The following is a 25,816-nucleotide window of genomic DNA, read 5'->3' as shown; positions in this document are numbered from 1 at the left end:
TTCCGAATTAAATTGCCATCATTTCAAAATCTTCTTTGCGTGCACCGCACTCTGGACAGGTCCAATTCATCGGCACATCTTTCCAGAGGGTTCCTGGTGCAATACCTTCATCAGGCAGTCCAGCGGCTTCGTCATAGACCCAACCGCAGATCAAACACATATACGTTTTAAATTCCATTACTTAACTCTCCGAGTATCAATTGCTGCTTGAATTTAGCTGCATTAAGCCTGCTCTTTTATTTTAAAGTTTTTGAGTGCTTTAAGCTGGTCGCTTAGCATGCATCTCAAACTTGAATAAACGGCACTCCAAAGGACCGTTAAATAAAGGGGTGCGCTTGGATTCTTTGATGCGTAGCTGACCTGGTAGAGCCATATCCGCAGTCAAAACAAAAATATTCCAGCCACCAAAATCGTCTTTGAGATGCTGTCCAAATTGACGCAAAAACTCGACAAACTTTGGATCCTGCTCTTCCTGGGCTTGAAGCTTCTTCAAGGATTCACGACTTGAACGTTTAGCACTTTGACGGCCAGTCTCTAAGTTCAATTCAAAACGATTATCAGGTTCATCATCGTAGTTAGCATCTTCAGGAGAAGCGCGATCCTGACCACGTCCACCTTTAATGACCAGACGCTCGCCATAAGGAGGGTTTAATAACATCACACCCTCACTCAGATTGCCAGGTGCTTTGGCAGCCAAGGCATCCACCTGACGTACCACCGGCTGATCGGGTAATTGGGCTCTTTGCCAATTGCCTTTGAACATTGATACTAATTTCTCGTTGATATCGCCACCGGATATTTTCAGAGCATCGACATTTGAATATTGCTTACGCTTTTCCAGCATCAAAGCAAGCGCCGCCTCTTTCAAATCTACCCAGCGCTTTTGCTCAGCAGCTTCATGAAACGGCTTGAGTCTTTGAAACCCAAAGCCATGGGCAGATGTCACCAAAGGGCGGTAAGCCAATCGACTTGGTTTGGCATCATCGCCATACATGCCTGCACGAATAGCGCCAGGAGGAACAGCCAATGCAATCTGCGCAGCCTCAATCAAGAAGGTGCCACTACCGCACATAGGATCAAATAAGGTTTGGCCTGGTTTCCAAGAGGTTATCGACAAAATACCGGCTGCTAAATTTTCCTTCAGGGGTGCATCACCCTTTTCGTCGCGCCAGCCCCGCTTAAACAATGCTTCGCCTGAAGTATCCAAATAAATCGTAACTTGGGTTGCTGTCAAATGCGCCTGCACTCGCACGTCCGGAAAAGCAGTATCGATACTAGGACGATCGCCAGTCACGTCACGTAAACGATCAACAATGGCATCTTTAATTTTGAGCGTTGCAAAATTTAAACTCTTTAATGGGGAGCGATGTGCCGTCACATCCACTCGTAAAGTTTGCTTTGAACTAAACCATTCCTCCCACGCCAAGCCGCTCGCTAATTTATATAAGTCCTCTTCTTGCCGATAAGGTGCTTGAGCCATTTGCAATAACACCCGACTCGCAATACGAGAATGCAAGTTCAGCGCCATTGCAGCAGAGATCGGAGCAGCAAGACCAACACCACCGGTAGGACTTGTAGGCGTAGGATCAATTACCCATGCTCCTAATGCCTTACATTCTGGGCGTCCAGCAATCTCGGCTAGCTCCTGGGCAAGCGGCACTTCCAAACCGCCTGGACAAACAACAAAAAATCTCATGGGGCTAACAGTCTTTAAGTAGGGGGATTAAAAAATTAAACGGTATTGAGTAGTATTAAAAAGCTGGTCTTAAGGCTTAAACAACACCAATGCAACAATAATGACCAACAAGATCACTGGGACTTCATTAAACCAACGAAACCAAACGCCAGATCGTTTATTGACTCCCGCACGAAACTTTTTGAGCAAACTTAAACAGGCATGGTGATACCCAATAACTAAAATCACAAAGAACAATTTGGCATGCATCCAGATATCGCCAGCACCAATGCCAAAGTAAAGCCATAGTGTCAAACCTAGTATTACGGCTGGCACAGCCAAGATAGTCATAAAGCGGAAGAGGCGATCTGCCATACCCAATAAACGGGCACAAGCATCAGAGTTTTTCTCTTCAGCCAAGTTCACAAAAATTCTAGGCAGGTAAAACAAACCGGCGAACCAAGAGGTGATGAAGACGATGTGAAAGGTTTTTACCCAGAGGTAGGCGTTGCTCATATATTTTTTGCTCTGTTTATCTTTTTACTTTAGGTCCGGATCTCGCCATGGCCCATAACCACATACTTCAATGAGGTCAAGCCATCTAACCCAACTGGGCCACGGGCATGCAGCTTGTCATTGGAGATACCGATTTCAGCCCCTAAGCCATATTCAAAGCCATCTGCAAAGCGAGTGCTGGCATTAACCATCACGCTAGCACTATCCACTTCACGCAAGAAGCGATCGGCCTGGGCTTTGTTATTAGTAATAATGGCATCAGTATGTTTGCTGCCATATTGCTCAATATGATTCATGGCTTCATCGATATTAGCCACTGTCTTAATGGACAAGATAGGAGCCAAGTACTCAGTTTGCCAATCTTCTTCTTTGGCATCGACCAGATTCTGAAAACCATTTGCTTCAAGCGTTTTGCGTGTCAAACCATCAACCCGCAACTCCACACCTTTAGCTTGATAAATCTTGCAAAGCGTTGGCAAGACTTTCTGTGCAATATCTTGATTGACTAACAAGGTCTCCATTGCATTGCAAGGGGCGTAGCGTTGAGTCTTAGCGTTATCACAGACCTTAACTGCCATAGCGACATCAGCATCTGCATCAATATAGGTATGACAAATACCATCCAAGTGCTTAATCATCGGTACTCGCGCTTCAGCCATAAGACGGGCAATCAAACTCTTACCGCCACGAGGCACGATCACATCAATATATTGGGTCATGGTAATCATCTCGCCGACTGCGCTACGATCGGTAGTAGTCACCACTTGCACTGCATCTTTAGGCAAGCCAGCAGAAGCCAGACCTTCTTGAATAATCTGAGCCAATAAAGTATTTGAATCAATTGCTTCGGAACCACCCCGTAAAATCACGGCATTGCCAGACTTTAAGCATAAGGCAGCAGCATCAATAGTGACGTTTGGGCGAGACTCATAAATGATGCCAATAACACCCAGGGGTACGCGCATCTGACCCAACTCAATACCAGAAGCCTGTTTTTGCAAAGCAGAAATTTTGCCAATCGGATCATCCAAAGAAACAATTTGCTCTAAACCTAAAGCCATGGTTTCAATCGTTTTAGGAGTCATGGTTAGGCGATCAATAAAAGCAGGATCTTGCCCATTGCCTTTTGCGCGCTCTACATCCACTTGATTAATCTTCTGAATTTCAGTGGCTTGCTGACGAACCACTTTAGCAATATGCAATAAAGCCTGGTTCTTTTGCTCACTTGATGCACGTGCCATTGCCCGTGATGCGACGCGGGCTCGCATTCCAATGTCTTGCATCATTTCTTGAATGGATGAACTCATTTCTTAATCTCTTATGTATTGTTTCGCACTTCTTAACGCAGCAAATTTCCAACTAAACGCAAACCATCCCATGGATCGGCAGGCAATTCAGCAGCATGCAAACCCTTTACTTGGCGGTCTAGTCCTGCAGCTACTTGCATTGCTCTTCGCAGCTTGAGGGGCTGAATCCTTCTCAATGCTACTGGGTATAAACGCTCTTTATTTCCCCAAATCCGGTTTGCACGCATCAAGTTCTGCACTGATTCACCCGCATCGCTTGCAGCCTTCAATTTAGATAGTATCCGAAGCTCTTCAGTTACGCTCCACAGAATCAATACCAGCGGCTCACCCTCACCTTTAAGGCCATCTAGCATGCGATTGAGCCTAGCCAGATCTCCAGCCAGCATTGCTTCAGTCAATTCAAAAACGTTGTAGCGCGCCACTTTCAGAATGGATGAGCGAATTTTCTCCTCGCTGAGTTTTCCTACGGGATATAACAAACCCAACTTCAAAATTTCTTGATGGGCAGCAATCAAATTGCCCTCTACCTGATCGGCAATAAACTCAAGTGCGCGCTGACCTTCCGGTCCTGCCTCTACCTCTTGATCTTGGCGCTTGAGTCGTCCAGCGATCCACTGTGGCAAATGGCTGCGGTCCAAAGAATCGATCTGAATAGCCATACCGGAATCGTCCAAAGCACTGAACCACGCAGAAGTCTTGGTCTTACCATCCAAGCGAGGCAACACAATACAGACAACGGTATCCGGGCCGTCAGAACCAGTTGACTGAGAGGCAATTTGCGCAGCGAACTGCTTTAAAGCATCCGCTCCATCGCGCCCAGGCTTACCCGTCGGAATGCGCAACTCGACCCAACGCTTGTCACCAAACAAAGACATGGTCTGACCAGCACTTAGAAGAGCACTCCAATCAAATCCACGCTCTTGTAACAAGACTTCGCGTTCAGTGAAATTTTGTTTCTTGGCTGCAGATCGCAATTGATCCATCGCTTCCATCATCAACAGCGGCTCATCGCCGCTAAAAACATACAGAGGCAACATAGCACCACCAGAACTCAAAGACTTGAGGTGCACTTGTAAGGCATCAACTTTAACCATGCCTTAATCTGCCTCTAGAAAGCTCTTGATTGCGGGGCTTTTGCAGCCGCTGCAACACGGCGCAAGATCTGGATAGCCAAATCTTTACGCATCAGAGTTAAGAATTGCTGAATTTGAACATCGGTAGCCAAAACAGTAGAAACCGTGAAGTCCATATCGCGAGTCATATAAATTTCCGCCTCAGGAACAATTTCTGCTCCAGCTAAATCAAAGGCTCTGAAGCCAACACGAATATTGAGGCGATAAGCTGATACTTGGCCATTGGAGTTGTAAGCCAAAATCTCACGACCATTAATATCGTTGGTGATTTCCAAGATGAGATCTGCATCTTTAGGATTAATCGCGACCTTGGCATCGGTGCCAGTCAAGATCGCTGCCTGCAAGTCTGCTCTCAGTGGTGGAGATGGGTTACCAGTAATCGCAATCACCTTAAAAGGTAAATCCACCATGCCTCGCAAGCGATATCCGCAAGCAATTAAGCCACTCAGAGGTGCTGTGACCATTAAACCCAACATTGCACGTCGCAGGTGATTTACGCTCATCGCTTTCGTTTCTATAAAAGGTTAGGCAACAATATTGACCAAACGACCGGGCACCACAATCACTTTTTTCGGTGAATTGCCATTCAAAGCCTTTTGTGCGGGCTCACTTTGTAAAGCCAATGCCTCAACCTGTTCTTTGCTGGCATCTGCTGGCACCTTAATATCGCCACGCAACTTGCCATTAATCTGAAGCATCAAAGTCAGCTCAGTCTGGACCAATGCCGCTTCATCTACCGAAGGCCATGGAGCATCAAGCAAAGGCCCGTAAGTCTTTGTATAAGCAAGATCTTTCCACAACACATGGGTCAGGTGTGGAACTACTGGATAGAGAACGCGCAATAAAATACTTAAGCATTCTCGCAAGACTGGCGCACTAATGGCAGAATTCTGCTCCAACTTGATAGGCTCAAGAATATTGAGCATCTTCATCGCCGCAGAAACCACCGTGTTGTATTGACGACGTTGATAATCAAAATTAGCTTGCTTCAAAATGGTATGCACTTCACGACGTAGTTCTTTTTCAGCATCACTCAAGTTGCTAGGCAAGCTATCAGAAGCATCACACAGTGGGCCTGCTTGACTGCTGGAATACATCCAGACCCGACGCAAGAAACGAGAGGCGCCATCCGCGCCAGCGCCAGACCACTCTAACTGTTGCTCAGGAGGAGCAGCAAACATTACAAATAGACGCGCAGTATCAGCACCATGTTGATCAATCAAAGCCTGGGGATCAACACCATTATTCTTGCTCTTAGACATCTTCTCAACACCGCCAATGATGACTGGCGTATTTGAAGCGTCACCTATCAACTTGGCGCCTTGCGGACGACCCTTCTCATCAAGATCTAATTCCACATCCAAGGGATTAAGCCAAGTCTTTTTACCCGAAGCATCTTCAGAATAGTAAGTCTCATTAAGAACCATGCCTTGGGTGAGTAAATTCTGGAATGGCTCATCAAAGGTAATGAGATGAAGGTCTCGCATGACCTTAGTCCAGAAACGCGCATAGAGTAAATGCAAAATCGCATGCTCAATGCCGCCAATGTACTGATCCATCGGCATCCAATATTCATTGCGCTCATCGACCATAGTCTTAGCATTAGGTCCGGTATAGCGCATGAAATACCAAGAGGAATCCACAAAGGTATCCATGGTGTCAGTTTCACGGCGCGCAGGTTTGCCACACTTCGGACACTTCACATTCAAGAAGTCAGCACGCTTATTGAGTGGATTACCGCTACCATCTGGTACGCAATCTTCCGGCAACACGACCGGTAGGTCTGCCTCAGGTACAGGTACGGCGCCACAACCTGGATTACTCTCATCGCCACAATGAATAATCGGAATCGGTGTACCCCAATAGCGCTGACGAGAAATTCCCCAATCACGCAATCGATAGGTAGTCTTGATTTCGCCAATGCCAAGCTTTTCAAATTCTTTCGCAACAGCGCTCACCGCCTCTTCATGGGATAAGCCATCAAACTGAGCACTGTTAAAACAAACTACACCTTCTTTTTGGGCATACCAATCTTCCCAATGGGTGGCATTAAACATTGGCGACTCGGCTTTGAGCGCAATTACTTGCTTAATTGGCAACTCGTACTTCAGCGCAAAAGCAAAGTCGCGCTCATCGTGAGCCGGCACACCCATCACTGCACCATCGCCATAAGACATTAATACGTAATTACCAACCCAGACAGGTACTGGCTCGTGCGTCAAAGGATGTGTGACATACAGGCCGGTGAACATTCCTTCTTTTTCTTGAGTAGCTAGATCAGCCTCGATCACGCTACCAGTTTTGCATTTCTCAATAAATGCTGCGAGCTCGGGATTGTTAGCGGCTGCCTTGGCAGCCAATGGATGCTCAGCCGCTACCGCGCAGAACGTAACACCCATGATGGTGTCTGCACGGGTAGTGAACACGTACAAGAGGCCGTCTTGAATAAAGTTACCGTGATCATCAGCAATGTCATGCTTAAAAGCAAAACGCACGCCACGACTTTTGCCGATCCAGTTTTGCTGCATAGTCTTGACGCGCTCTGGCCAGCCCAAGCCATCTAAACCAGAAAGTAATGGTTCTGCATACGTTGTGATATTGAAGTAATAACCAGGGATCTCGCGCTTCTCTACTAAAGCGCCAGAGCGCCAACCACGACCATCAATCACCTGCTCGTTCGCCAAAACTGTTTGATCAATTGGATCCCAATTCACCACTTGCGTTTTGCGATACGCGATACCTTTTTCGAGCATCTTTAAAAAGAGCCACTGGTTCCAACGATAGTAGTCAGGGCTACAGGTAGCCACTTCACGTGACCAATCAATCGCTAAACCCATCGCAGCCATTTGCTTTTTCATATAAGCAATGTTGTCGTAGGTCCATTTAGCGGGAGGAACTTTATTCTGAATCGCCGCATTTTCTGCAGGCATACCAAAGGCATCCCAACCCATAGGCATAAGAACGTTATAGCCTTGCATGCGTAGCTGGCGGGCCATTACATCGTTAATGGTGTAGTTGCGCACGTGCCCCATGTGGAGTTTGCCAGATGGATAAGGCAGCATTGAGCAGGCATAGTACTTTGGCTTCTGCTTACCCTGCGCATCTACTGCGTTCTCTGCTACTTGATAGACTTGCGCACTTTCCCAATCAGCTTGCGCTGCCGCCTCAATACTGCGGTAGTCATAATCCTTACTCATTCTTAGGCAACTCTTTTCTTCTATTTTTAATTAATTGACTAATTACTTGCGTAAGCCAAGAACATCTTGCATATCGAATAAACCGGCACTTTGGTTTTGCAAGAAACGACCCGCACGCAATGAACCTTGCGCATAGGACTGACGGCTTGAAGATTTATGACTGATTTCAATACGTTCACCATCACCTGCAAATAAGACAGTATGGTCGCCAACAATATCGCCACCACGAATCGTTGCAAAACCAATTGAACCTTCTTTACGTTCACCGGTATGACCTTCGCGGGCATACACAGCAACATCATCAAGCTTTTCACCTAAAGCATTCGCAATCACCTCACCCATCTTGAGTGCGGTACCAGAAGGGGCATCGACCTTATGCTTGTGATGCGCTTCAATAATCTCAATGTCATAACCTTGATTGAGCATCTTTGCCGCGATCTCCAGCAACTTAAAAGTGGCATTCACACCCACGCTCATGTTTGGAGCAAAAACAATCGCCAGCTTTGCAGATGCTTTTTTCAAGCTAGCAATTTGATCGGTAGTTAGGCCTGTTGTACCGATAATCATTTTGGTACCCGTCTTTTCAGCAACAGCCAAATGGGCCATAGTGCCTTCTGGCCTAGTGAAGTCGATTAAGAATTGTGCATGAGCCAAAACCTGAGCAACATCAGAAGAAATCACTACACCCGTCTTTTTGCCCAAGAAGGCGCCAGCGTCTTCACCCAGCTGTGGGCAAGCATTATGCTCAAGCGCACCCACCAGCTCTGCATCAGCTGTATTGAGGACAGTCTCAATCAACATCTTGCCCATACGGCCTGTTGCCCCAGCAATTGCAATCTTCATCATTTTTCTTCGCTTCTGATTAAAAGTTGCTGAAGCAACTTACTTCAGCATCAACACATAAGTAATTTTTTACTTGGCTTCACTGGCCTGCGGAACATTGAGAGCGCCAGGACCCAATGGCTCAGGCTGAGCATTTGGATCCTTTTTAGAAAAACTAAAAAAGTCCCAGAATGAACTGCTAGTACTAGCTGGTGGTACGGCCGCACCCGCTGCCAAATTATCCGTTTTACTTGGCACCATGAGTTCGGGTTGCTGCAATGGTGGCGTGACTGGTGGCTTATTGGTGCCTGTGATGACCTCCCAGAACGAGCGTTTGGTTTTAGCGTAGTTATCGATCTCGGCAACCATCTCAACTTCTGTTGGCAAAGCATCACCATCAAACTTCACTACTTTATCGCCATCAAAGAACACTGTGACATGACGATCTTTGCCCATAACCTGTCCAGCGCGCTTAAATTCAAAAATATAATCCCAGCGATTTGCGTGGAAGTAACTAGCTAACAATGGTGTACCCATAATTTGACGCACCTGTTCGCGTGTCATCCCTAGTTGCAATTTGGAATACTGCTCACTAGAGACGAAGTTACCTTGCACAACATCAGGAACATAGGGTCTAAAAACCTTATTCATCCATGCGCGTTGAGTTTCATCAACAGCAGAAGTGCACCCAACAACCCCCATCAATCCCAGCAGAGCCAAAGACACTAGCCCCAATCGAGCGGGGGAATAAACACCCTTCAAAAACGGGTTCAAAAAACGGATAAAAAGTTCAAGGCAATTTTGCATGGCTGGCCGTATCATTAAGACATTGATTTTAGCTCCCAATGCCATAAATATGACCCAAAACCCTAGCCCTGAAGATTTACGCGATATTGGCCTAAAAGCTACCGGCCCAAGGATGAAAATCCTCGATTTTTTTCATCAAAACGGGGGAACCCACTTTAGCGCCGAAGATGTCTTTATGGCCTTAGCCAAAGAAGACAAAGAGATCGGTCTGGCAACGGTTTATCGGGTACTCACCCAATTTGAGCGGGCTGGCCTTCTATTGCGCAGTCATTTTGAATCTAGCAAAGGGGATAGCAGGGCAATCTATGAATTGAATGAGGGTCAGCACCACGACCACCTGGTTTGTATTGATTGTGGCCATGTAGAGGAATTTGTAGACGAAGCTATTGAAAAAAGGCAACGTGATATTGCCAAAAACCTTGGTTTTAAGCTCCAAGAGCATTCTTTAGCCATGTATGGCCACTGCTTAAAGAAGAATTGCCGCAATAAACAAGCTAAATAAGACGGCCAAAGTAAGCCGTTTTTAGCACTGTAGAAGCAAAAAAGACCTCAATTTGAGGTCTTTTTTACACAATTAAGCCGAAAAATAGGATTTAAACGTTTTTTAACAACTTTTAGACGCTCTTAGCTACTCTTATCTATTTTTTCTTACTTTACAGCCATTAATGCTTCAGCGGCATTGAGCATCTGCACTGAATAACCCCATTCGTTGTCATACCAAGCCAATACCTTCACCAGCTTGCCATCCGCAGAAACGCGAGTTTGGGAGGCGTCATAAATACTTGGGCGTGGATCATGGTTAAAGTCGATGGATACCAAGGGCAATGTATTAAAGCCCAAAATGCCTTTGAGCTCACTTTCGCTAGCAGTCTTCAGAATGGCATTCACTTCGTCAACGCTGGTGGCGCGACTAGCAGCAAAAGTGAGGTCAACAACAGAAACATTAATGACAGGTACACGCATTGCGAAGCCATCAAAGCGACCTGCCAATGCCGGCAAAACCAAACCAACTGCCTTAGCAGCACCCGTCTTCGTTGGGATCATGCTGGTAACGGCTGAACGCGCACGACGCATATCCTTGTGATACACATCTGTTAACACTTGGTCATTAGTAAATGCATGAATCGTAGTCATCAAACCAGACTCGATACCAATCTTTTCTAAGAGCGGCTTTACCAATGGGGCTAAACAGTTGGTTGTGCAGCTAGCATTAGAGACAACAACATCGCTTGGCTTCAATACATTTTGATTTACGCCGTAGACAATAGTTGCGTCTACATCTTTTTCACCAGGAGCAGAAATCAGCACCTTCTTCGCACCCTGCTCAATATGAATCATGGCTTTTTCTTTGGAAGTGAACTTACCAGTACATTCCAAAACTAAATCAACGCCCAACTCACCCCATGGGGTTTCTGCAGGATTACGTGTGCAGAACATTTTGATGCGATCGCCATTGACCACCATGCAATCGCCATCAACGGATACATCTGCTGGGAAACGGCCATGAGCAGAGTCATACTTTGTAAGATGGGCGTTAATAGCAATATCACCCATCGCATTAATTGCGACGATCTTGATATCACGACGTGGCTTACCATTTACTTGATCTTCATATAAAGCACGCAATACCATACGACCAATGCGTCCATAACCATTAATTGCGATACGAATTGTCATTTATTTCCCCTTACTAATATTGAATTTATTCCGCACTTTGATTTATTTCTTTGCGATGCATTGTTTAACTGTTTTCGCAATCTGGTCAGCCGTTAATCCAAAATATTCATACAGCACTGGCGCAGGCGCAGACTCACCAAAGGTATCTACGCCATGAACTGCTGCGCAACCATACTTCCACCAGAAATCACTCACGCCCGCTTCAACTGCAATGCGCGGAATATTTTCAGGCAATACTTTTGCTTTGTAGGCAGCATCTTGTTGATCAAAGACAGTGGTTGATGGAATTGAAACCACTCGAATACCTAAACCTTCTTTTTCTAACTGTTGCGCAGTTTGTAATGCAAGCGCAATTTCAGAACCAGTTGCAATAATGACCGCATCAATCTTGCCGGAGGGATCACGCAAAACGTAACCACCACGTGCGATTTCTTTAATTTGTGCAGAATTACGAGATACAAATGGACAATTCTGACGACTAAAGATCAAGGCGCTAGGGCCGTTTTTACGCTCAATGGCTGAGCCCCAGGCTACAGCGCTCTCTGTGGTGTCACATGGACGCCAAACCATCAGGTTCGGTATGAGACGCAAGCTGGCTACATGCTCTACAGACTGATGGGTTGGGCCATCCTCACCCAAACCGATTGAGTCGTGGGTAAAGACAAAAATACTGCGCAACTTCATCAAAGCAGCCATACGCAAAGCGTTACGACTGTAATCGGAGAAGGTTAAGAATGTGCCGCCAAATGGGATGTAACCACCATGCAAGGCAATACCGTTCATGATGGCGCTCATACCAAATTCACGAACGCCATAATTGATGTGATTACCCCATTGATCAGCGCGCACAGGTTTGCATGAAGACCAATTAGTGAGGTTGGATCCTGTTAAGTCGGCAGAGCCGCCCATAAATTCTGGCAAAGCAGGTGCTAATGCTTCAATCGCATTCTGACTTGCTTTGCGAGTCGCAATGGTTTCTGCTTTAGTTTGGCAAGTTTTTAAGTATGCATTTAATGTGGATACAAAATCTTTAGATAAATCACCTGCCATACGACGTTGCAATTCAGCAGCAAGTTCTGGAAATTTGTTTTTGTATTTCTGAAATTCTTTATTCCACTCATGTTCGGCAGCTTGACCACGCTTTTTAAAATCCCATGCCGCATAAATATCTTTCGGAATTTCAAATGGGGCGTATGGCCAATTCAATGCAACACGAGTTTCAGCAATTTCTGCCGCCCCCAATGGGGAGCCATGTACCTTGTCGCTACCCGCCATATTCGGTGAGCCTTGACCTATCGCAGTCTTGCAGCAGATCAGGGTTGGCTTATCGCTCTTTTTGGCCTCAGCAATCGCGGCAGATACAGCCTCTGCATCGTGGCCATCAACGGCCCGAATCACATTCCAACCGTAAGCCTCAAAACGCTTAGGGGTATCTTCGTTAAACCAAGAAACCACTTTGCCATCAATCGAGATGCCGTTGTCATCCCATAATGCAATTAACTTATTCAACTTCAGTGTGCCGGCCAAAGAACACACTTCGTGACTAATACCTTCCATCAAACAACCATCACCTAAAAATACGTAGGTGTAGTGATCAACGATGTTAAGGCCAGGACGATTAAATTCTTCTGCTAATAATTTTTCAGCAAGTGCCATTCCTACTGCATTAGAAATTCCCTGTCCCAATGGACCCGTAGTTGTTTCTACGCCGGGAGTAATTCCATACTCAGGATGTCCTGGAGTTTTGCTGTGCAATTGACGAAAATTTTTCAACTCTTCAATCGGCAAGTCGTAACCAGAAAGATGCAAGAGTGAATACAACAACATAGATCCATGACCATTGGATAAAACAAAGCGATCACGATCAATCCAAAGTGGATCTGTTGGGTTATGTTTTAAATGTTCATTCCAAAGACCGACAGCAATATCTGCCATACCCATTGGCATACCAGGGTGACCTGAATTTGCCTGCTGCACAGCATCCATGGATAAGGCGCGAATGGCGTTAGCCATACGAATTTGAAGATTTGACATCGTAAAAGTGGTCTCTGGAAAATTAATTGGCTATATTTCAGTAATGCCTCAATTTTATCTTCCCGGACCATGGGAATCCCAAAAGCCGACCGCCCTCACCCCAGAGGTTGCCCACCATTTGCGCGTTAGGCGTGTCCAAGCCGGGGAATTCTTCCCTGTATTTGATGGAAAAGGCCAGGTAGCCAAAGGAGAACTACTCTCTTTGAGTGGAAAAACGGGTCAAGTTCAACTGACGGATATCCATACCGACACCCATCGTGAGACCCCATATGCCATTACCCTGGCTCAAGGACTGGCTGGCGGGGACAAAATGGACTGGATTGTTGAGAAAGCGGTAGAAACGGGCGCCCAAAATATTGCCCCCATGCAATGTGAACGCTCCATCCTCAAGTTAACCCGCTCCAGCGACCTTGAGCGCGCCCAAAAAAGACTTGCCCACTGGGAGGGCATCATTCAAGCAGCTTGCGAGCAATGCGATCGCACCGTCCTTGCCAGCCTGGAGCCCATTCAAACTTTTGAAAGTTATTTACAAGCGACTCCAAAACCCGCACTCAAACTACTACTCAGTCCTGATGCGACGAAAAGCCTGTATTCGGTGTTAATTGAAAATGATCCCCAAGATATCGTCTTAATGATCGGCCCCGAAGGTGGTCATTCCCCTGAAGAAGAGGCTCAAGCGCAAGCAGCAGGCTATCAATTGGTTTCACTGGGGGAGCGGGTACTCAGAACGGAAACAGCGGGCGTAGTGGCTATTACAGTCGTACACAGCGTATGGAATCCTGAAATGCAAAATCGCCTCAAGTAGAGGCGATTTATAGGGCTTACAAGACTTTAACGATTAAGCAAAAGAATAGAAGACGCGGTATGGAGTACGGCGCTCAGCCCAGAAATCAACAGCATCACGGAAAACATCCAACAATGTTTCACGGGCTTCTTTGTCAAACTTCTGAGTACAAGGCAAACCTTCAAGCACCACTACAAATCCAGGCTGTGGGCCAGACTTGTCTACCGTGGTAGTCAAAGCATCCAACAAAGGATCGTAATTTTTTGCCTGCTGCTTAGTAAATGAGTACGCAATCGCAATCGACTCCAAAACCTCACCTTTAGTCATTGCATTTGCGCAATTGGCATAAATGAAGTGTTGACCCAATTCAGTTGCCGCTTCCTGCAAATCAGGAGTACGGAAAGCACGAATAGATTGAACGATATTAGGGCGCACACTGCGCAACATTGCCGGCGGTCCGGCATCGCGAACGGCCAAAGCGGCACGCCAAGAAGCTGTCACTTTTTTCCCCGAAACTTGATTTGCTGCATAGGTTTGTAAACGAGATAAACCGCCTTCAGCATAAATGTTGGCAGCGGATGATTCGGTTTCCAGTCGATCATTGCTATCCCAACTTTCAGCACGGCTATGTTCATCGAAGCTTGCTGTATTGCTGTTTTCAGAGCGATTATTCATGATGGGTGCTAGGTTACCCTTAACACGCCATCAAATCAAGCCCAAATACAGTGCATTTTATGTAATGCACTGATTTATATAGAAATAATATATGTAAGTTATTACTAACTTACATATATTACTGATTCTTAAGAAATGCCTCTGGCGTTACTCGCTGCCTCTACAACCGCCAAAGTTGTCACATTCACAATACGACGCACAGTTGCGGCCGGAGTGAGGATGTGAATTGGCTTAGCAACACCTAACAACAATGGGCCGATTGCAATGCCATTGCCTGCTGCTGTTTTTAGCAAATTGTAAGAAATGTTTGCTGCATCAATGTTTGGCAGGACTAAGAGATTGGCATCGCCCTTCAGTGAGGATGAAGATACGGCACCTTCTCGAATGCTTGCATCTAAAGCGCTATCGCCATGCATCTCTCCATCAACCTCTAGAGTTGGATCTGCCTTTTGGAGTAATGCCAACACTTCACGCATCTTGACTGCGGAAGGGGCATTGCTAGAACCAAAATTCGAATGGGACAGTAAGGCAACTTTCGGAGCTAATCCTAGCTTTCTCATTTCACTTGCGGCCATGAGAGTGAGATCCGCTAACTGTTCGGCCGTAGGGTCTAGATTGATGTGGGTGTCCACTAAAAATACTTGGCGTCCTGGAAGAATCAAACCTGACATGGCACCATAAACATTCGCACCAGGCTCATGCCCAATCACTTCATCAATATATTTCAGGTGCGTAGCGATATTGCCGACTGTGCCGGAAATCATGCCATCAGCCATGCCTTTTTGAATCAACAGACTTCCAATCAAACTGTTGCGGCGGCGGACTTCTAACTTAGCAAACGACTGCGTTACACCCTTACGCTCTGTGAGTGCAAGGTAGGTTTGCCAGAAATCACGGAAGCGTGAATCATTCTCTGGATTCACAATCTCAAAATCATCGCCCGCCTTCATACGCAGGCCGAATTTCTCAATTCGATGCTCGATAACGGCTGGGCGACCAATCAGAATTGGGGTAGCAAGATGCTCATCAATGATGATCTGCACTGCACGCAATACACGCTCATCTTCACCCTCAGCGAACACAATGCGTTTTTGATTTGCTGGTACACGTTTAGCAATGCTAAAGAGTGGCTTCATCAAAGTGCCAGAGTGGTACACGAATTGCTGTAACTGATTGCGATAGGCATCGAAATCTTTGATTGGGCGTAGAGCTACACCATCATCCATCGCCGCCTTAGCAACTGCAGGAGCAATCACGGTAATGAGTCGAGGATCGAATGGCTTTGGAATTAAATACTCCGGGCCAAAGGATAAGTTATCGAGACCGTAAACAGAAGCAACCACTTCGCTCTGCTCTGCTTGAGCCAATTCCGCTACTGCCTTGACCGCTGCGACTTCCATGCCACGAGTAATCGTTGTTGCACCCACATCCAAAGCACCGCGGAAAATGAATGGGAAACATAAAACGTTGTTTACTTGATTTGGGTAGTCGGTACGACCAGTCGCCATGATTGCATCCGGACGAACTGCTTTCACTTCTTCAGGAAGAATTTCAGGGGTTGGATTTGCTAAGGCATAAACCAATGGCTTCGGTGCCATCTTCTTCACCATGTCTTGCTTGAGTACACCCCCAGCAGAAAGACCCAAGAAAATATCCGCACCTTCAATCGCTTGATCAAGTGTGCGCAAATCTGTGTCTTGGCAAAACGGCTCCTTTTCAGGATCCATCAACTCTTTACGGCCCTTGTATGCAACGCCAGCCAAGTCAGTAACCCAAATATTTTTACGCTGAATACCTAAGTCAACCAATAAATCTAAGCAGGCTAGCGCAGCAGCACCAGCTCCTGAGGTGACTAACTTAACCTCTTCTACTTTTTTACCAACCACCTTCAAACCATTGAGGATGGCGGCTGCAACCACAATCGCTGTACCGTGTTGGTCATCATGGAAGACTGGAATCTTCATGCGAGCTTGCAACTTGCGCTCAACGACAAAACAATCAGGCGCTTTAATATCTTCTAAATTAATACCGCCAAAAGTTGGCTCTAGTGCCGCAATAATTTCTACTAATTTATCGGGATCGTTTTCATTGACTTCGATATCGAAAACGTCAATGCCAGCAAACTTCTTAAAAAGAACTGCTTTACCTTCCATCACTGGCTTACTTGCCAGCGGTCCAATATTTCCTAAACCTAAAACGGCTGTGCCGTTCGTAATGACGCCAACTAAATTTCCACGGGCGGTGTACTTGAATGCATTTGCCGGATCTTTAACAATCTCTTCGCAAGGAGCTGCAACGCCAGGCGTGTATGCAAGGGCTAAGTCTCGTTGATTGGTTAATTGCTTTGTTGGGGCAATTTCAATTTTTCCCGGAGTCGGAAACTCGTGGTACTGAAGCGCTGCCTCTCTTAAGGCTGCAATTTGTTGCTCTTTATTATTTTCTTTGCTCATCCACTAACTCGCTAAGTTCTGTCTTATCTTCATTTAGCTAAGACTTATAAGACTTCAATTCTATTCCTCTCGGACATTCGCTTCATAACCACCATAAAATGGGGCATGTCTTCTCGCGCTACCCCCCTCGGTGAATTTGACCTGATTGAACGTTTTTTCAAAACGGGTGCGGATTCAATGCGCTCTAAAGCAGATCAAGGCGTTACCTTGGGGATTGGTGATGACTGCGCCCTGATCAAACCACCAGGGAATGAAGAAATAGCCATTACCAGCGATATGTTGGTTGAGGGCAGGCACTTTTTTGCTGGCGCCGATCCCACCCTATTGGCCCGCAAAGCCCTAGCAGTTAACCTTTCAGACCTAGCGGCCATGGGGGCAAGTCCGCTGGGTTTTACCTTGGCAATTGCCCTACCAAAAGTAGATGAAGTCTGGCTAGAAGCTTTCTCTAAAGGGCTTTTTGCCATTGCTAAGGAGTATTCCTGCCCCCTTATCGGCGGCGACACCACTGCAGGCCCCCTCACCATCTCGATCACTGCCTTTGGCAGCATCCCCGCCGGCAAAGCTATTCGCAGATCTGGCGCAAAGGCAGGCGATGACGTTTGGGTCTCGGGTGCGGTTGGAGATGCCAGACTTGCTCTTGCTGCACTGCGTCATGAAATAGATCTATCTAGCGAAGACTTACAACGAATTGAAGACCGCATGCATCAACCAATGCCGCGCATTGACTTAGGCATTCAATTGAGAGATGTGGCAAGCGCAGCTTTAGATGTCTCTGATGGGTTGTTGGGTGATTTACGCCATATTTTGAAGCAATCGCAAGTTGACGCACAAATTCAGTTGGATCAATTACCAAAATCGAGCATCTTGAAAAAACAGGAATCTTCCATTCAAAATTTATTTGCCGCATGCGGCGGTGATGATTACGAGCTTTGCTTTACTGCACCATCAAGCCAGCATGAAAAAATACAGGAAATTAGCAAAACACTTAACTTGCCACTAACACTCATTGGAAAAATACTTCCGCAAAAAGATCATCAAGCAAGGGTATATTTACTAGATGCATCAGGAGTCCTCTTAAGTGATTCACAAGCAGCTCCATTCCTCAACTCATTTGACCACTTCGCACAATGACTAATGTTGAGCATTCCGCAGAAGTAAAACCAAACCTTAAATGGGTTTTTCAAACTGCTAGTCGCACCATTGCATTTGGCTTTGGTAGTGGTCTAAGTCCTATAGCTCCAGGCACTGCCGGTACTCTTTGGGCGTGGGCTGCATTTCTTATAGGTGAATATTTTTTCAGTACGGCAGACTTTATCTGGATCATTGGTGGCGGCATTTTGCTCGGCTGCTGGATCTGCGGTCATGTCAGCGAAGAGCTTGGTAAAAAAGATTTTGGCGGTATTGTTTGGGATGAAATTGTCGCGTTCTGGCTGGTGCTTATCTTCATCATGCCAGCTAATATTTGGATGCAGTTGATTGCTTTTGCGCTATTTCGATTTTTTGATGCCATCAAACCAGGCCCTATTGGCATGATTGATCGTCACTTTAAAAATACAGCAAGTGATGGCGCTCAGCGATCAAGCTTCTTACAAATTATTTGGCGAGGGTTCGGAATTGTGGTGGATGATCTTGCTGCTGCATTTTTTACACTGCTCGCAGTAGCCTTGATACAGTTTCTCATTAGATAATGAACTCAACTGATCTCACCAAAACCTTAGCTGAGATTTTGCTTTCCAGAAACTGGCTGGTGTCACTTGCAGAGTCTTGTACTGGTGGTCTTGTATCTGCCACCCTGACTGAACTTGCAGGCTCAAGCGCGTGGTTCGAACGTGGCTACATCACTTACAGCAATGAAGCAAAAACGGAGTGCCTGGATGTCCCAGCCCGGTTAATTGAATCCCATGGAGCTGTTAGCGAGCCAGTAGCCAAGGCCATGGCCGAAGGTGCGCGGATCAATTCGGGAAGTAATGTGGCTATTTCTATTACTGGGATTGCCGGCCCGTCAGGCGGAACCACTGAGAAGCCCGTAGGCACCGTCTGTTTTGGCTGGGCGACTGAAAATCAAACCTTCACTAAAACCGTACATTTTGACGGTGATCGTCAAGCAGTAAGGAGGCAAGCAACCGAATTTGCGCTGACGGAGTTAATCGCCCTACTCAGAAATTAAGTGCAAATTCAGACTGCCAATTACTTCATCCAGCCTTTGCTGTGGAAATACCAGAGTGGAATGATTGCTGAAATTACCATTGCAACAATCGCCATTGGATAACCCCAAGTAGCATCTAACTCAGGCATGTGCTTGTAGTTCATTCCCCAAATACTGGCAAGCAAGGTTGGTGGCATTAAGGCTACCGATACCACCGAGAAGATCTTGATGATCTTGGATTGGTTTAAGTTAATGAAACCGACGGTAGCATCCATCAAGAAGTTAATCTTGTCGAATAAGAAAGCGGTATGGTTTTCCAGAGAGTCGATATCGCGCAAAATTTGACGTGCCTCCTCCTGTTGCTCATCAGAGAGTAACTTGCTGCGCATCAGGAAGGACAAGGCTCTACGGGTATCCATCACGTTACGACGAATGCGGCCGTTGGTATCTTCCTCTTTGGCAATAGTTTCGAGGACTTGCTCAGCATCTGCATCATTGATGTCATCTTGCAGAACTCGTTTACCAGCTTGCTCCAGGTTTTCATAAACCTCTTCCAAAGCATCAGCAGAATACTCAGCATCTGTTGAGTACAAATCTAGCAATACATCTTTTGCATTGCTCACTGAGCCAGGACGCAAACGCGCGCGCAAGCGAACTAAACGGAACACTGGCAAATCTTCGTCATGAATTGAGAACAACACTTGCTTGGTCAGAACAAACGCTACTCGAACGTTGCGAGAGGTCTCTTCTTCATCCAATAAGAAATCAGTACGGATGTGGAGGTGGCCATCATCTGCTTCAAAATAACGCGCAGACGCTTCTAAGTCACCCAAGTCATCCAACTCAGGCAAAAGTACGCCAAATGCCTCTTTAATCCAAATTAATTCCTCTTCTTCTGGATCAACCACGTCAATCCAGATAGGATTGGCATATTGCAACAATTCATTGCGATCTTCGACTTGCTCTTGAGAGAGGCGGCCATTTTGCAGGACGAACAAGTTGATCATGGTGAACTCCTAAGGAATGTGCGCTAGTTTATCCTATAGAACATGACAGTTTCACTAAAATAAGCCAAATCCAATGAACTCTCGCTTAAATACCTTTAACCAGCAACTCCAGTCCGCATGGGCCTCCCAAGGCAGCATGCTGTGTGTTGGTTTTGACCCGGACCCAAAGCGCTTGCCCCCCTCCCTAAAAGGGAATGCCGAGGGTATCTATGAGTTCTGCCGAGAAATCGCTGATGCGACCGCGGATTTGGTCTGCGCCTTCAAACCTCAATTCGCTTACTTTGCCTCCCAAAGAGCAGAGGCTCAATTAGAAAAACTCATCAAGCACCTCAAAGATAAATACCCCCACATCCCAGTCATCCTGGATTCCAAACGTGGAGATATTGGCAGCACTGCTGACCATTACGCCTTGGAGGCCTTTGATCGCTACAGCGCTGATGCTGTAACCGTAAATCCATACATGGGATTTGACACGATTGAGCCCTACCTAAAGCACACAGGCAAAGGAGTTATTGTCCTGTGCCGTACATCCAACCCTGGCGGGTCAGATTTGCAGTTCCTAAATGTGTCACCCAATGGCGAGCCTCTTTATCTGCATGTGGCGAAGCTAGCTGCACAACAGTGGAATAGTTCTGATCAGATCAGCCTGGTAGTCGGCGCTACTTTCCCAGAAGAAATTGCCAAGGTACGCGCCATTGTTGGTGATATGCCTTTATTGATTCCAGGGATCGGCGCTCAAGGCGGTGACGTTGATGCCACTGTCAGCGCAGGAAAAATAACCGGCAAACCAGGAGCAGGGATGATCATTAATTCTTCCCGAGCGATTCTGTATGCCAGTTCAGGCGCTGATTTTGCAGAAGCGGCTAGAGTCGTCGCCATGAGTACTCGGGATGCACTTCGAGCTGCTGCAAACAAATAGTTAAGTAAAACAAGGAATTATTTACCCGAACCACTCTTTGGGTAAGGCGCCAAGGCAACTCTATCCATGTTTTCCAAGACAAATTCTTGGCGAGCGGAGTAGTTAATGCTTCCTCGACGGCAATACTGTTGCTTGTCAAAACACTTGGGCGCCGGCAGTGCTGAAGCTAGAGCAGCAGCCTGCTCACGATCTAGGGTTGCTGGACTTGTAGCAAAATAATGCTGAGAGGCGGCGCCAATTCCAAAAATGCCCTCGCCCCACTCTACCGAATTCAGATAAATCTCAAACAATCTCTGCTTAGAAAGTATTAACTCTAAAAGCCCCGTAATGATGAGCTCCTGTCCCTTGCGCAAATAATGTTGCTCTGACGAAAGAAATAAATTTTTTGCTAATTGCTGGGTAATAGTAGATCCACCCCGTAACGCTATTTTGGATTTATTGCCTGCTTGGGCTTTTTGCTGATTCTGCTGTTGATTTTTCTGCCAGGCTTTTTGCATATCCTCAACTCGCACACCCTTGTGTTGAAAGAAGATATCGTCTTCACTGACTAAAACAGCACGCTTGAGATTATTCGAGATCTTGTCATAAGGCACCCAATGGGATTGCACTGGACAGGTCCAATGCCAAGTGCATAAGCGCCAACGCTCAGCCCTCTGAAACGCAGTACTACTGGGATCTAAGCTAATCCACAAAGCAATCTGCAAGGCGAAAAAGATTTGCATGGCGATAAACCCTGCGAGTAAACACTTCACTGGGTATAGAAGCCAGCGCATCAGGGCAAATTAACTGCGTAACTCTGCTAAGACTGCGCGGGAGTCAATTGCACTCGCCAATTGCGCGCCCCGCCATAGCAAGAATGCATCAGCCGCTTGCTCCACCAACATTCCAAGGCCATCACTCACGCGAGCACCTCGTTGTAAGGCCTGCTGCATGAATACAGTAGTTTTACCGTAGACCATGTCATAAGCGAAAGAGCTGGGCACAAAAATATTAGCTACCGCTTCGGGCATCAATGGGGACTCATCGGTTAAACCAGCAGCTGTGGCATTGATCACCAAATCAAATGGGTGCTGAGTTTTTGCAACATCCTCTAAATCAGCCAAAGTACGTGACTCCAGTGCTACCTCCTTAGAGCCGGCTAAATCTGCAAATAGCTTAACCAACTCATCCGCCTTTGCGCTGGAACGATTGGCAATGATGAGGGACTTAGGAGATTGCTCAAGCAATGGACCTATTACACCCCGGGCAGCCCCACCAGCACCGACCAATAAAATGCGAGCGCTATGCAGTGAAATACCTTGAGCCAGTAAATCACGCACTAGACCAGCACCGTCGGTGTTGTCACCAAAAATTTTGCCTTCCGTCTTCCACAAAGTGTTAACGGCACCAGCCAATTGAGCACGCGGCGTTAATACATCAGCCAGATTTTGAGCATCTAGCTTGAACGGCACAGTGACATTCATGCCTTTACCCCCCGCAGCAAAAAAAGATTGCGCTGCTTGGGCAAATGAATCTATATCCGGCTGAAGACGTCCATAGTGCATCCGTTGCTTTGCCTGTTCCGCAAAGCGTTGATGTATTACTGGGGACTTGCTATGAGCAATCGGATTACCCGCAACCACATAGACATCCACGCCAGCAAAAAGGCTTGGATCGGTATGTAGGGAGGAGGAATCGGTAGAGCTCATGATGACTACAGAATAAGCGAATTTGTAAATTGAGTTAGCAAACTTTTCAAATAATATTAATGGCGCAGCTCGAGGCGATCTACCCCATCACGTGTGAACTCAAAGGTAGAGATCCAATCTAAGACATCGATTTGATTGCGCATTTCTGAAGGAAAAGGACCAAATGGTGCAGAGGCTCTCACAATTGCCAGCGCTTGGCGATCTAACTCGGGATTACCAGAACTACGGCCAATCGAGAGCCCATCCTTGCCTTGAGCGTTTGTAGTGATTCTGCCTTGGTTATCAACGCTAACGACAATAACTAGACTGCCGTACAAGGGATGCCCACTCGCCCTTGGGAAAAAAGCGCTACCGTAAGCCTCAATCTTTTGACGCATCGCATCGTAATAATGCGCAAAGGTAACTGCTTTGGTATTGGCTCCAGTCAATACTTTACGTCTAGGCTCTTTGCCATCAATTTGTAAGCGTTTAGCTAACTCAGCCTCTAAAGAATTTAATTGAGGCGTAATTTTTTGCTCATCGCCACTCTTGCGACCGCCTGATCGACTGCGCTGCTCATCTAGCTTAGCGAGCATTTGTTTTTGCTGCTTTTCTAAAACCTCTAGTCGCGCCTCTGCACCCAATCTTGCGCGGTGCATTGCTGTGGCATCTTGAGTTTCTGTTTTACCGCCACCCTGCAAATCAGCCTGCGCCAACTTATTCGCTTTTTGAGGTGGCGTTTTATTGCTGGCGTTTACTAAAACCACGCTCAATGGCGTATTGAGTCTGCGGTTCTGAATCTCTCCAACGCCCCATCGGAAAGATAAGAAAACAATGTGGATCAGTATTGAAGCGCACAAGGCAAATCGGAATGGGTGGCGATTCCAGGCGCTGCGCAAGTAACGCAAGGCCCCAGCAAGCCTTTCAGGACATGGAAACTCCAGCGATTTAATCTGGGCTAGCATCTTCTTTGGGATTATCCGAAACCACTTGCTCTGGAGTCTGCTCGGTAGCCTGATCAGCCGAAGGCTTTTCAGGAGATTCAATTTTTGCCTCGATCTCCAACACACGAACGCCAGCACTTAGCTGCAGCAAATCTACATCTGCGATCACTACTTCCGCACGGGTCATGCGTGGATGGGTTGCCAATTCAGGGATAGGTAGATGTAGAGGTACTAACTCCACTCTGGACATACCCTCTTTTAAATGGCGCACATGCACTGTTTTCGAATCACCGTCTTGAGTAATCCAACGTAAACACCAATACTTTTCTAAGCGATCTTGGAACTCGCCATAAGCTTGATAGCAAGATTCAAAGTCAGCAGCAATACCCATCAAGGTAGCGTCTCTCGGCGGGAATGGGGCAACCATCTTGGCAGTAACGCCATGCTTTGCTAGCGCAATGAGTTGCCATTGATTTACCAAATCAGAATACCGACGTAAAGGAGATGTACACCAGGCGTAATAGTCCAAACCAAGGCCTTCATGAGGTCCGGGAGTGGTTTGCATCCGGGTACGCAATGGACCCCAACCCTTTTGAGTTCTGAATAACCCAGGAAGGCCATGATCTGCTAGAAGCTGTCCTGAGGCGCTATTACAGAAAATCATCCACTCGGCAACGATCGTATCCAAAATAGAGCCGCGTTGACGTGGGGTGATTTCTACACGCTGCACCCCATCAACGTCTTGAATCTGAAAATGAAAGTCTCTTGCTAGGGCATTTGGATCTGTGACACCTAACTGCTCAGCACGCAAACCATTTGCTACGCGCTTCTCTTGACGCCCTGCATGCAGATGTTTAGCAGCTTGCCATAGAGTAGCCAGCTCTTTGCGATACGGGTAGTTAGAACCCTCATCCAACAGACTTTCCTCACTCACGAGATGCTCAATATTTTCTAGGCGTAAATTAGCAGCCATCGGCACCATTTCAGCACGCATCTGCAAGCTCGCTCGATTAGCAATACCTTCAGCATCAATATCAACATAGATCGATAAGGCCGGTCTTGGCATACCCTCATCTAATGAGAATTGCTCAATGACTGAATCAGGCAACATCGTAATCTTGTCACCCGGAAAGTACACCGTGGACATTCGATTACGAGCGACTTGATCCAATGGATCATCTTTTGTAATTGCCAGTCCAGGAGCGGCGATATGAATACCCACCCGATGACCACCCTCAATTGGTGTAACTGATAGGGCATCGTCAATCTCGGTAGTACCGGAATCATCAATGGAAAATGCCTGGACCTGAGCAAGAGGTAGCTCAGCAACCGCTGATGCGTATGCCGATTGATCAATGCTAATAGCCGGGTTGTGATCCGCACCATTCGGGAAATGGGCTTTGAGAAACAATCCCTGGTGATACGCCAAAGGAGAGTCGATTGCGCCACAACGAATCATCAGTTGCGCCGGAGACTCCCCGGTTTCAGTACAGGCTGCGATCAATGTCTTATAGGCGGAGGTATTTTTATCGGGCGAGAAAAGTAATTGCTTGGCTGAAGACTTCAGTGACTCAGGGAAGATGCCAGTAACCAACTCTTGCTGCCAAACGGATTGCTGTTCAAGTTCTTTTTGCTTGCGCTCTAAAGCAGCCAATCCAGCCTGTAACTGCTCTAGTGGAGCTCTCTGAAACCGTCCGCGCCCTTTGCGACGAAAAAATACTGGCGCACCTTGCAAGGCAATCGCCAGAGCAACTTGCTGCGGAATGCTCGCTTGTGAGCCAAAGTACTCATGAGCCACATCAACCAAGCCAAACTCTTCATCAGGTGCGCAATCCCAAAGGAACTGTAAATCAATATCAGCAGTAAGTGTGTTGGCTTCATCCATGGCTATTTGAGCTTCTGGCTTTTCAAAACGCAGCCATACCTCTTTGGCCTTGAGCTTGATTTTTTTTCCAGAAAGGCTCGTGGCTTGCCAAGACTCTGTATCGCCAGCCCCTGAAGCAGACTGGACTGTGGCGATCTTAATATCGCCACCTTCTTCGTATAAAAGATTCAT

Annotated in this window: 24 protein-coding genes; 6 read left to right on the top strand and 18 right to left on the bottom strand. The window is 46.6% G+C overall.

The window, feature by feature from the left end; translation table 11 throughout:
* Nucleotides 1-7: 7 nt before the first annotated feature.
* The 9 genes from ICE90_RS02610 to ICE90_RS02570 form a co-directional block, all read right to left on the bottom strand.
* Nucleotides 8-178, bottom strand: a complete 171-nt coding sequence (locus tag ICE90_RS02610; RefSeq protein ID WP_071464595.1) for a rubredoxin — start codon at nucleotides 176-178, stop codon at nucleotides 8-10.
* A gap of 81 nt (nucleotides 179-259) precedes the next feature.
* The gene (locus ICE90_RS02605) at nucleotides 260-1,696 is read right to left on the bottom strand and encodes a class I SAM-dependent RNA methyltransferase (RefSeq protein WP_215321424.1); all 1,437 of its coding nucleotides are present in this window, start codon (nucleotides 1,694-1,696) and stop codon (nucleotides 260-262) included.
* Nucleotides 1,697-1,765: 69 nt separating this feature from the next.
* Nucleotides 1,766-2,191, bottom strand: coding sequence for a CopD family protein (locus ICE90_RS02600; protein ID WP_215321423.1), 426 nt, complete (start codon nucleotides 2,189-2,191; stop codon nucleotides 1,766-1,768).
* A gap of 29 nt (nucleotides 2,192-2,220) precedes the next feature.
* On the bottom strand, nucleotides 2,221-3,498 hold the full coding sequence (locus ICE90_RS02595; protein WP_216190752.1) for a glutamate-5-semialdehyde dehydrogenase: 1,278 nt from the start codon (nucleotides 3,496-3,498) through the stop codon (nucleotides 2,221-2,223).
* Between the two features lie 32 nt (nucleotides 3,499-3,530).
* A complete protein-coding gene (gene holA / locus ICE90_RS02590; RefSeq protein WP_216190751.1) occupies nucleotides 3,531-4,592 on the bottom strand; it encodes a DNA polymerase III subunit delta in 1,062 nt (353 codons plus the stop codon).
* Between the two features lie 14 nt (nucleotides 4,593-4,606).
* Nucleotides 4,607-5,134 (bottom strand): LPS assembly lipoprotein LptE, encoded by a 528-nt coding sequence (gene lptE, locus ICE90_RS02585; protein WP_215321420.1) that lies wholly within the window; start codon nucleotides 5,132-5,134, stop codon nucleotides 4,607-4,609.
* A gap of 21 nt (nucleotides 5,135-5,155) precedes the next feature.
* Complete coding sequence (leuS, locus tag ICE90_RS02580; RefSeq protein WP_216190750.1) at nucleotides 5,156-7,828, bottom strand: leucine--tRNA ligase; 2,673 nt, start codon at nucleotides 7,826-7,828, stop codon at nucleotides 5,156-5,158.
* 42 nt (nucleotides 7,829-7,870) lie between these two features.
* A complete protein-coding gene (dapB, locus tag ICE90_RS02575) occupies nucleotides 7,871-8,671 on the bottom strand; it encodes a 4-hydroxy-tetrahydrodipicolinate reductase (RefSeq protein WP_216154485.1) in 801 nt (266 codons plus the stop codon).
* Between the two features lie 69 nt (nucleotides 8,672-8,740).
* Nucleotides 8,741-9,376 carry an outer membrane protein assembly factor BamE gene (locus ICE90_RS02570; protein WP_370624633.1) on the bottom strand — a complete coding sequence of 212 codons (636 nt, stop codon included), beginning with the start codon at nucleotides 9,374-9,376 and terminating at the stop codon, nucleotides 8,741-8,743.
* A gap of 130 nt (nucleotides 9,377-9,506) precedes the next feature.
* Here ICE90_RS02570 and fur point away from each other — a divergent pair, with 130 nt between their 5' ends.
* Nucleotides 9,507-9,959 (top strand): ferric iron uptake transcriptional regulator, encoded by a 453-nt coding sequence (gene fur / locus ICE90_RS02565; RefSeq protein WP_072583439.1) that lies wholly within the window; start codon nucleotides 9,507-9,509, stop codon nucleotides 9,957-9,959.
* A gap of 146 nt (nucleotides 9,960-10,105) precedes the next feature.
* On the opposite strand, the gene gap is transcribed toward fur, so the two are convergent.
* Complete coding sequence (gap, locus tag ICE90_RS02560) at nucleotides 10,106-11,134, bottom strand: type I glyceraldehyde-3-phosphate dehydrogenase (RefSeq protein ID WP_216154397.1); 1,029 nt, start codon at nucleotides 11,132-11,134, stop codon at nucleotides 10,106-10,108.
* Nucleotides 11,135-11,176: 42 nt separating this feature from the next.
* Nucleotides 11,177-13,168, bottom strand: a complete 1,992-nt coding sequence (tkt, locus tag ICE90_RS02555) for a transketolase (protein WP_216190749.1) — start codon at nucleotides 13,166-13,168, stop codon at nucleotides 11,177-11,179.
* Between the two features lie 43 nt (nucleotides 13,169-13,211).
* Between tkt and ICE90_RS02550 the strand changes: the two genes are divergently transcribed.
* Nucleotides 13,212-13,973 (top strand): 16S rRNA (uracil(1498)-N(3))-methyltransferase, encoded by a 762-nt coding sequence (locus ICE90_RS02550; RefSeq protein ID WP_216190748.1) that lies wholly within the window; start codon nucleotides 13,212-13,214, stop codon nucleotides 13,971-13,973.
* Between the two features lie 33 nt (nucleotides 13,974-14,006).
* Here ICE90_RS02550 and ICE90_RS02545 read toward each other — a convergent pair whose 3' ends face one another.
* The gene (locus ICE90_RS02545) at nucleotides 14,007-14,627 is read right to left on the bottom strand and encodes a barstar family protein (protein WP_215321414.1); all 621 of its coding nucleotides are present in this window, start codon (nucleotides 14,625-14,627) and stop codon (nucleotides 14,007-14,009) included.
* Nucleotides 14,628-14,755: 128 nt separating this feature from the next.
* Entirely contained in the window at nucleotides 14,756-17,077 is a 2,322-nt protein-coding gene (locus ICE90_RS02540; RefSeq protein WP_215321413.1) for an NADP-dependent malic enzyme, read from the bottom strand.
* 105 nt (nucleotides 17,078-17,182) lie between these two features.
* On the opposite strand from ICE90_RS02540, the gene thiL reads away from it, so the two are divergent.
* Genes thiL through ICE90_RS02525 form a run of 3 tightly spaced genes read left to right on the top strand, consistent with a single transcriptional unit; the run spans nucleotide 17,183 to nucleotide 19,244 of the window.
* Nucleotides 17,183-18,208: a thiamine-phosphate kinase gene (gene thiL, locus ICE90_RS02535; RefSeq protein ID WP_215321412.1), complete on the top strand. Its 1,026-nt coding sequence runs from the start codon at nucleotides 17,183-17,185 to the stop codon at nucleotides 18,206-18,208.
* Nucleotides 18,205-18,765: a phosphatidylglycerophosphatase A gene (locus ICE90_RS02530; RefSeq protein WP_216190747.1), complete on the top strand. Its 561-nt coding sequence runs from the start codon at nucleotides 18,205-18,207 to the stop codon at nucleotides 18,763-18,765. The genes thiL and ICE90_RS02530 overlap by 4 nt, the downstream gene beginning before the upstream one ends.
* Nucleotides 18,765-19,244 carry a CinA family protein gene (locus ICE90_RS02525; protein ID WP_216190746.1) on the top strand — a complete coding sequence of 160 codons (480 nt, stop codon included), beginning with the start codon at nucleotides 18,765-18,767 and terminating at the stop codon, nucleotides 19,242-19,244. The genes ICE90_RS02530 and ICE90_RS02525 overlap by 1 nt, the downstream gene beginning before the upstream one ends.
* A gap of 20 nt (nucleotides 19,245-19,264) precedes the next feature.
* On the opposite strand, the gene corA is transcribed toward ICE90_RS02525, so the two are convergent.
* Nucleotides 19,265-20,230: a magnesium/cobalt transporter CorA gene (gene corA, locus ICE90_RS02520; RefSeq protein ID WP_072583348.1), complete on the bottom strand. Its 966-nt coding sequence runs from the start codon at nucleotides 20,228-20,230 to the stop codon at nucleotides 19,265-19,267.
* A 73-nt stretch (nucleotides 20,231-20,303) separates the two neighbouring features.
* Here corA and pyrF point away from each other — a divergent pair, with 73 nt between their 5' ends.
* Complete coding sequence (gene pyrF / locus ICE90_RS02515) at nucleotides 20,304-21,149, top strand: orotidine-5'-phosphate decarboxylase (protein ID WP_216190745.1); 846 nt, start codon at nucleotides 20,304-20,306, stop codon at nucleotides 21,147-21,149.
* Nucleotides 21,150-21,166: 17 nt separating this feature from the next.
* Here pyrF and mtgA read toward each other — a convergent pair whose 3' ends face one another.
* The 4 genes from mtgA to ICE90_RS02495 are packed head-to-tail and all read right to left on the bottom strand — an operon-like array spanning nucleotide 21,167 to nucleotide 25,816.
* The gene (mtgA, locus tag ICE90_RS02510; protein WP_215321407.1) at nucleotides 21,167-21,922 is read right to left on the bottom strand and encodes a monofunctional biosynthetic peptidoglycan transglycosylase; all 756 of its coding nucleotides are present in this window, start codon (nucleotides 21,920-21,922) and stop codon (nucleotides 21,167-21,169) included.
* Nucleotides 21,923-21,931: 9 nt separating this feature from the next.
* The gene (aroE, locus tag ICE90_RS02505; RefSeq protein WP_216190744.1) at nucleotides 21,932-22,837 is read right to left on the bottom strand and encodes a shikimate dehydrogenase; all 906 of its coding nucleotides are present in this window, start codon (nucleotides 22,835-22,837) and stop codon (nucleotides 21,932-21,934) included.
* Nucleotides 22,838-22,893: 56 nt separating this feature from the next.
* Nucleotides 22,894-23,781, bottom strand: coding sequence for an energy transducer TonB (locus ICE90_RS02500; protein ID WP_215321405.1), 888 nt, complete (start codon nucleotides 23,779-23,781; stop codon nucleotides 22,894-22,896).
* Nucleotides 23,765-25,816: a ribonuclease catalytic domain-containing protein gene (locus ICE90_RS02495; protein ID WP_216190743.1), complete on the bottom strand. Its 2,052-nt coding sequence runs from the start codon at nucleotides 25,814-25,816 to the stop codon at nucleotides 23,765-23,767. The genes ICE90_RS02500 and ICE90_RS02495 overlap by 17 nt, the downstream gene beginning before the upstream one ends.

Source organism: Polynucleobacter sp. AP-RePozz3-80-G7, from assembly GCF_018882145.1.
In the GTDB taxonomy this organism is placed as follows: Bacteria; Pseudomonadota; Gammaproteobacteria; order Burkholderiales; family Burkholderiaceae; genus Polynucleobacter.
This window is presented reverse-complemented; position numbering and strand designations above follow the sequence as displayed.

What these genes read in the sequence shown, in the direction of transcription:
- ICE90_RS02610 (WP_071464595.1), bottom strand. Translation starts at nt 178, where the DNA reads ATGGAATTTAAAACGTATATGTGTTTGATCTGCGGTTGGGTCTATGAC.
- ICE90_RS02605 (WP_215321424.1), bottom strand. Translation starts at nt 1,696, where the DNA reads ATGAGATTTTTTGTTGTTTGTCCAGGCGGTTTGGAAGTGCCGCTTGCC.
- ICE90_RS02600 (WP_215321423.1), bottom strand. Translation starts at nt 2,191, where the DNA reads ATGAGCAACGCCTACCTCTGGGTAAAAACCTTTCACATCGTCTTCATC.
- ICE90_RS02595 (WP_216190752.1), bottom strand. Translation starts at nt 3,498, where the DNA reads ATGAGTTCATCCATTCAAGAAATGATGCAAGACATTGGAATGCGAGCC.
- holA (WP_216190751.1), bottom strand. Translation starts at nt 4,592, where the DNA reads ATGGTTAAAGTTGATGCCTTACAAGTGCACCTCAAGTCTTTGAGTTCT.
- lptE (WP_215321420.1), bottom strand. Translation starts at nt 5,134, where the DNA reads ATGAGCGTAAATCACCTGCGACGTGCAATGTTGGGTTTAATGGTCACA.
- leuS (WP_216190750.1), bottom strand. Translation starts at nt 7,828, where the DNA reads ATGAGTAAGGATTATGACTACCGCAGTATTGAGGCGGCAGCGCAAGCT.
- dapB (WP_216154485.1), bottom strand. Translation starts at nt 8,671, where the DNA reads ATGAAGATTGCAATTGCTGGGGCAACAGGCCGTATGGGCAAGATGTTG.
- fur (WP_072583439.1), top strand. Translation starts at nt 9,507, where the DNA reads ATGACCCAAAACCCTAGCCCTGAAGATTTACGCGATATTGGCCTAAAA.
- gap (WP_216154397.1), bottom strand. Translation starts at nt 11,134, where the DNA reads ATGACAATTCGTATCGCAATTAATGGTTATGGACGCATTGGTCGTATG.
- tkt (WP_216190749.1), bottom strand. Translation starts at nt 13,168, where the DNA reads ATGTCAAATCTTCAAATTCGTATGGCTAACGCCATTCGCGCCTTATCC.
- ICE90_RS02550 (WP_216190748.1), top strand. Translation starts at nt 13,212, where the DNA reads ATGCCTCAATTTTATCTTCCCGGACCATGGGAATCCCAAAAGCCGACC.
- ICE90_RS02545 (WP_215321414.1), bottom strand. Translation starts at nt 14,627, where the DNA reads ATGAATAATCGCTCTGAAAACAGCAATACAGCAAGCTTCGATGAACAT.
- ICE90_RS02540 (WP_215321413.1), bottom strand. Translation starts at nt 17,077, where the DNA reads ATGAGCAAAGAAAATAATAAAGAGCAACAAATTGCAGCCTTAAGAGAG.
- thiL (WP_215321412.1), top strand. Translation starts at nt 17,183, where the DNA reads ATGTCTTCTCGCGCTACCCCCCTCGGTGAATTTGACCTGATTGAACGT.
- ICE90_RS02530 (WP_216190747.1), top strand. Translation starts at nt 18,205, where the DNA reads ATGACTAATGTTGAGCATTCCGCAGAAGTAAAACCAAACCTTAAATGG.
- ICE90_RS02525 (WP_216190746.1), top strand. Translation starts at nt 18,765, where the DNA reads ATGAACTCAACTGATCTCACCAAAACCTTAGCTGAGATTTTGCTTTCC.
- corA (WP_072583348.1), bottom strand. Translation starts at nt 20,230, where the DNA reads ATGATCAACTTGTTCGTCCTGCAAAATGGCCGCCTCTCTCAAGAGCAA.
- pyrF (WP_216190745.1), top strand. Translation starts at nt 20,304, where the DNA reads ATGAACTCTCGCTTAAATACCTTTAACCAGCAACTCCAGTCCGCATGG.
- mtgA (WP_215321407.1), bottom strand. Translation starts at nt 21,922, where the DNA reads ATGCGCTGGCTTCTATACCCAGTGAAGTGTTTACTCGCAGGGTTTATC.
- aroE (WP_216190744.1), bottom strand. Translation starts at nt 22,837, where the DNA reads ATGAGCTCTACCGATTCCTCCTCCCTACATACCGATCCAAGCCTTTTT.
- ICE90_RS02500 (WP_215321405.1), bottom strand. Translation starts at nt 23,781, where the DNA reads ATGCTAGCCCAGATTAAATCGCTGGAGTTTCCATGTCCTGAAAGGCTT.
- ICE90_RS02495 (WP_216190743.1), bottom strand. Translation starts at nt 25,816, where the DNA reads ATGAATCTTTTATACGAAGAAGGTGGCGATATTAAGATCGCCACAGTC.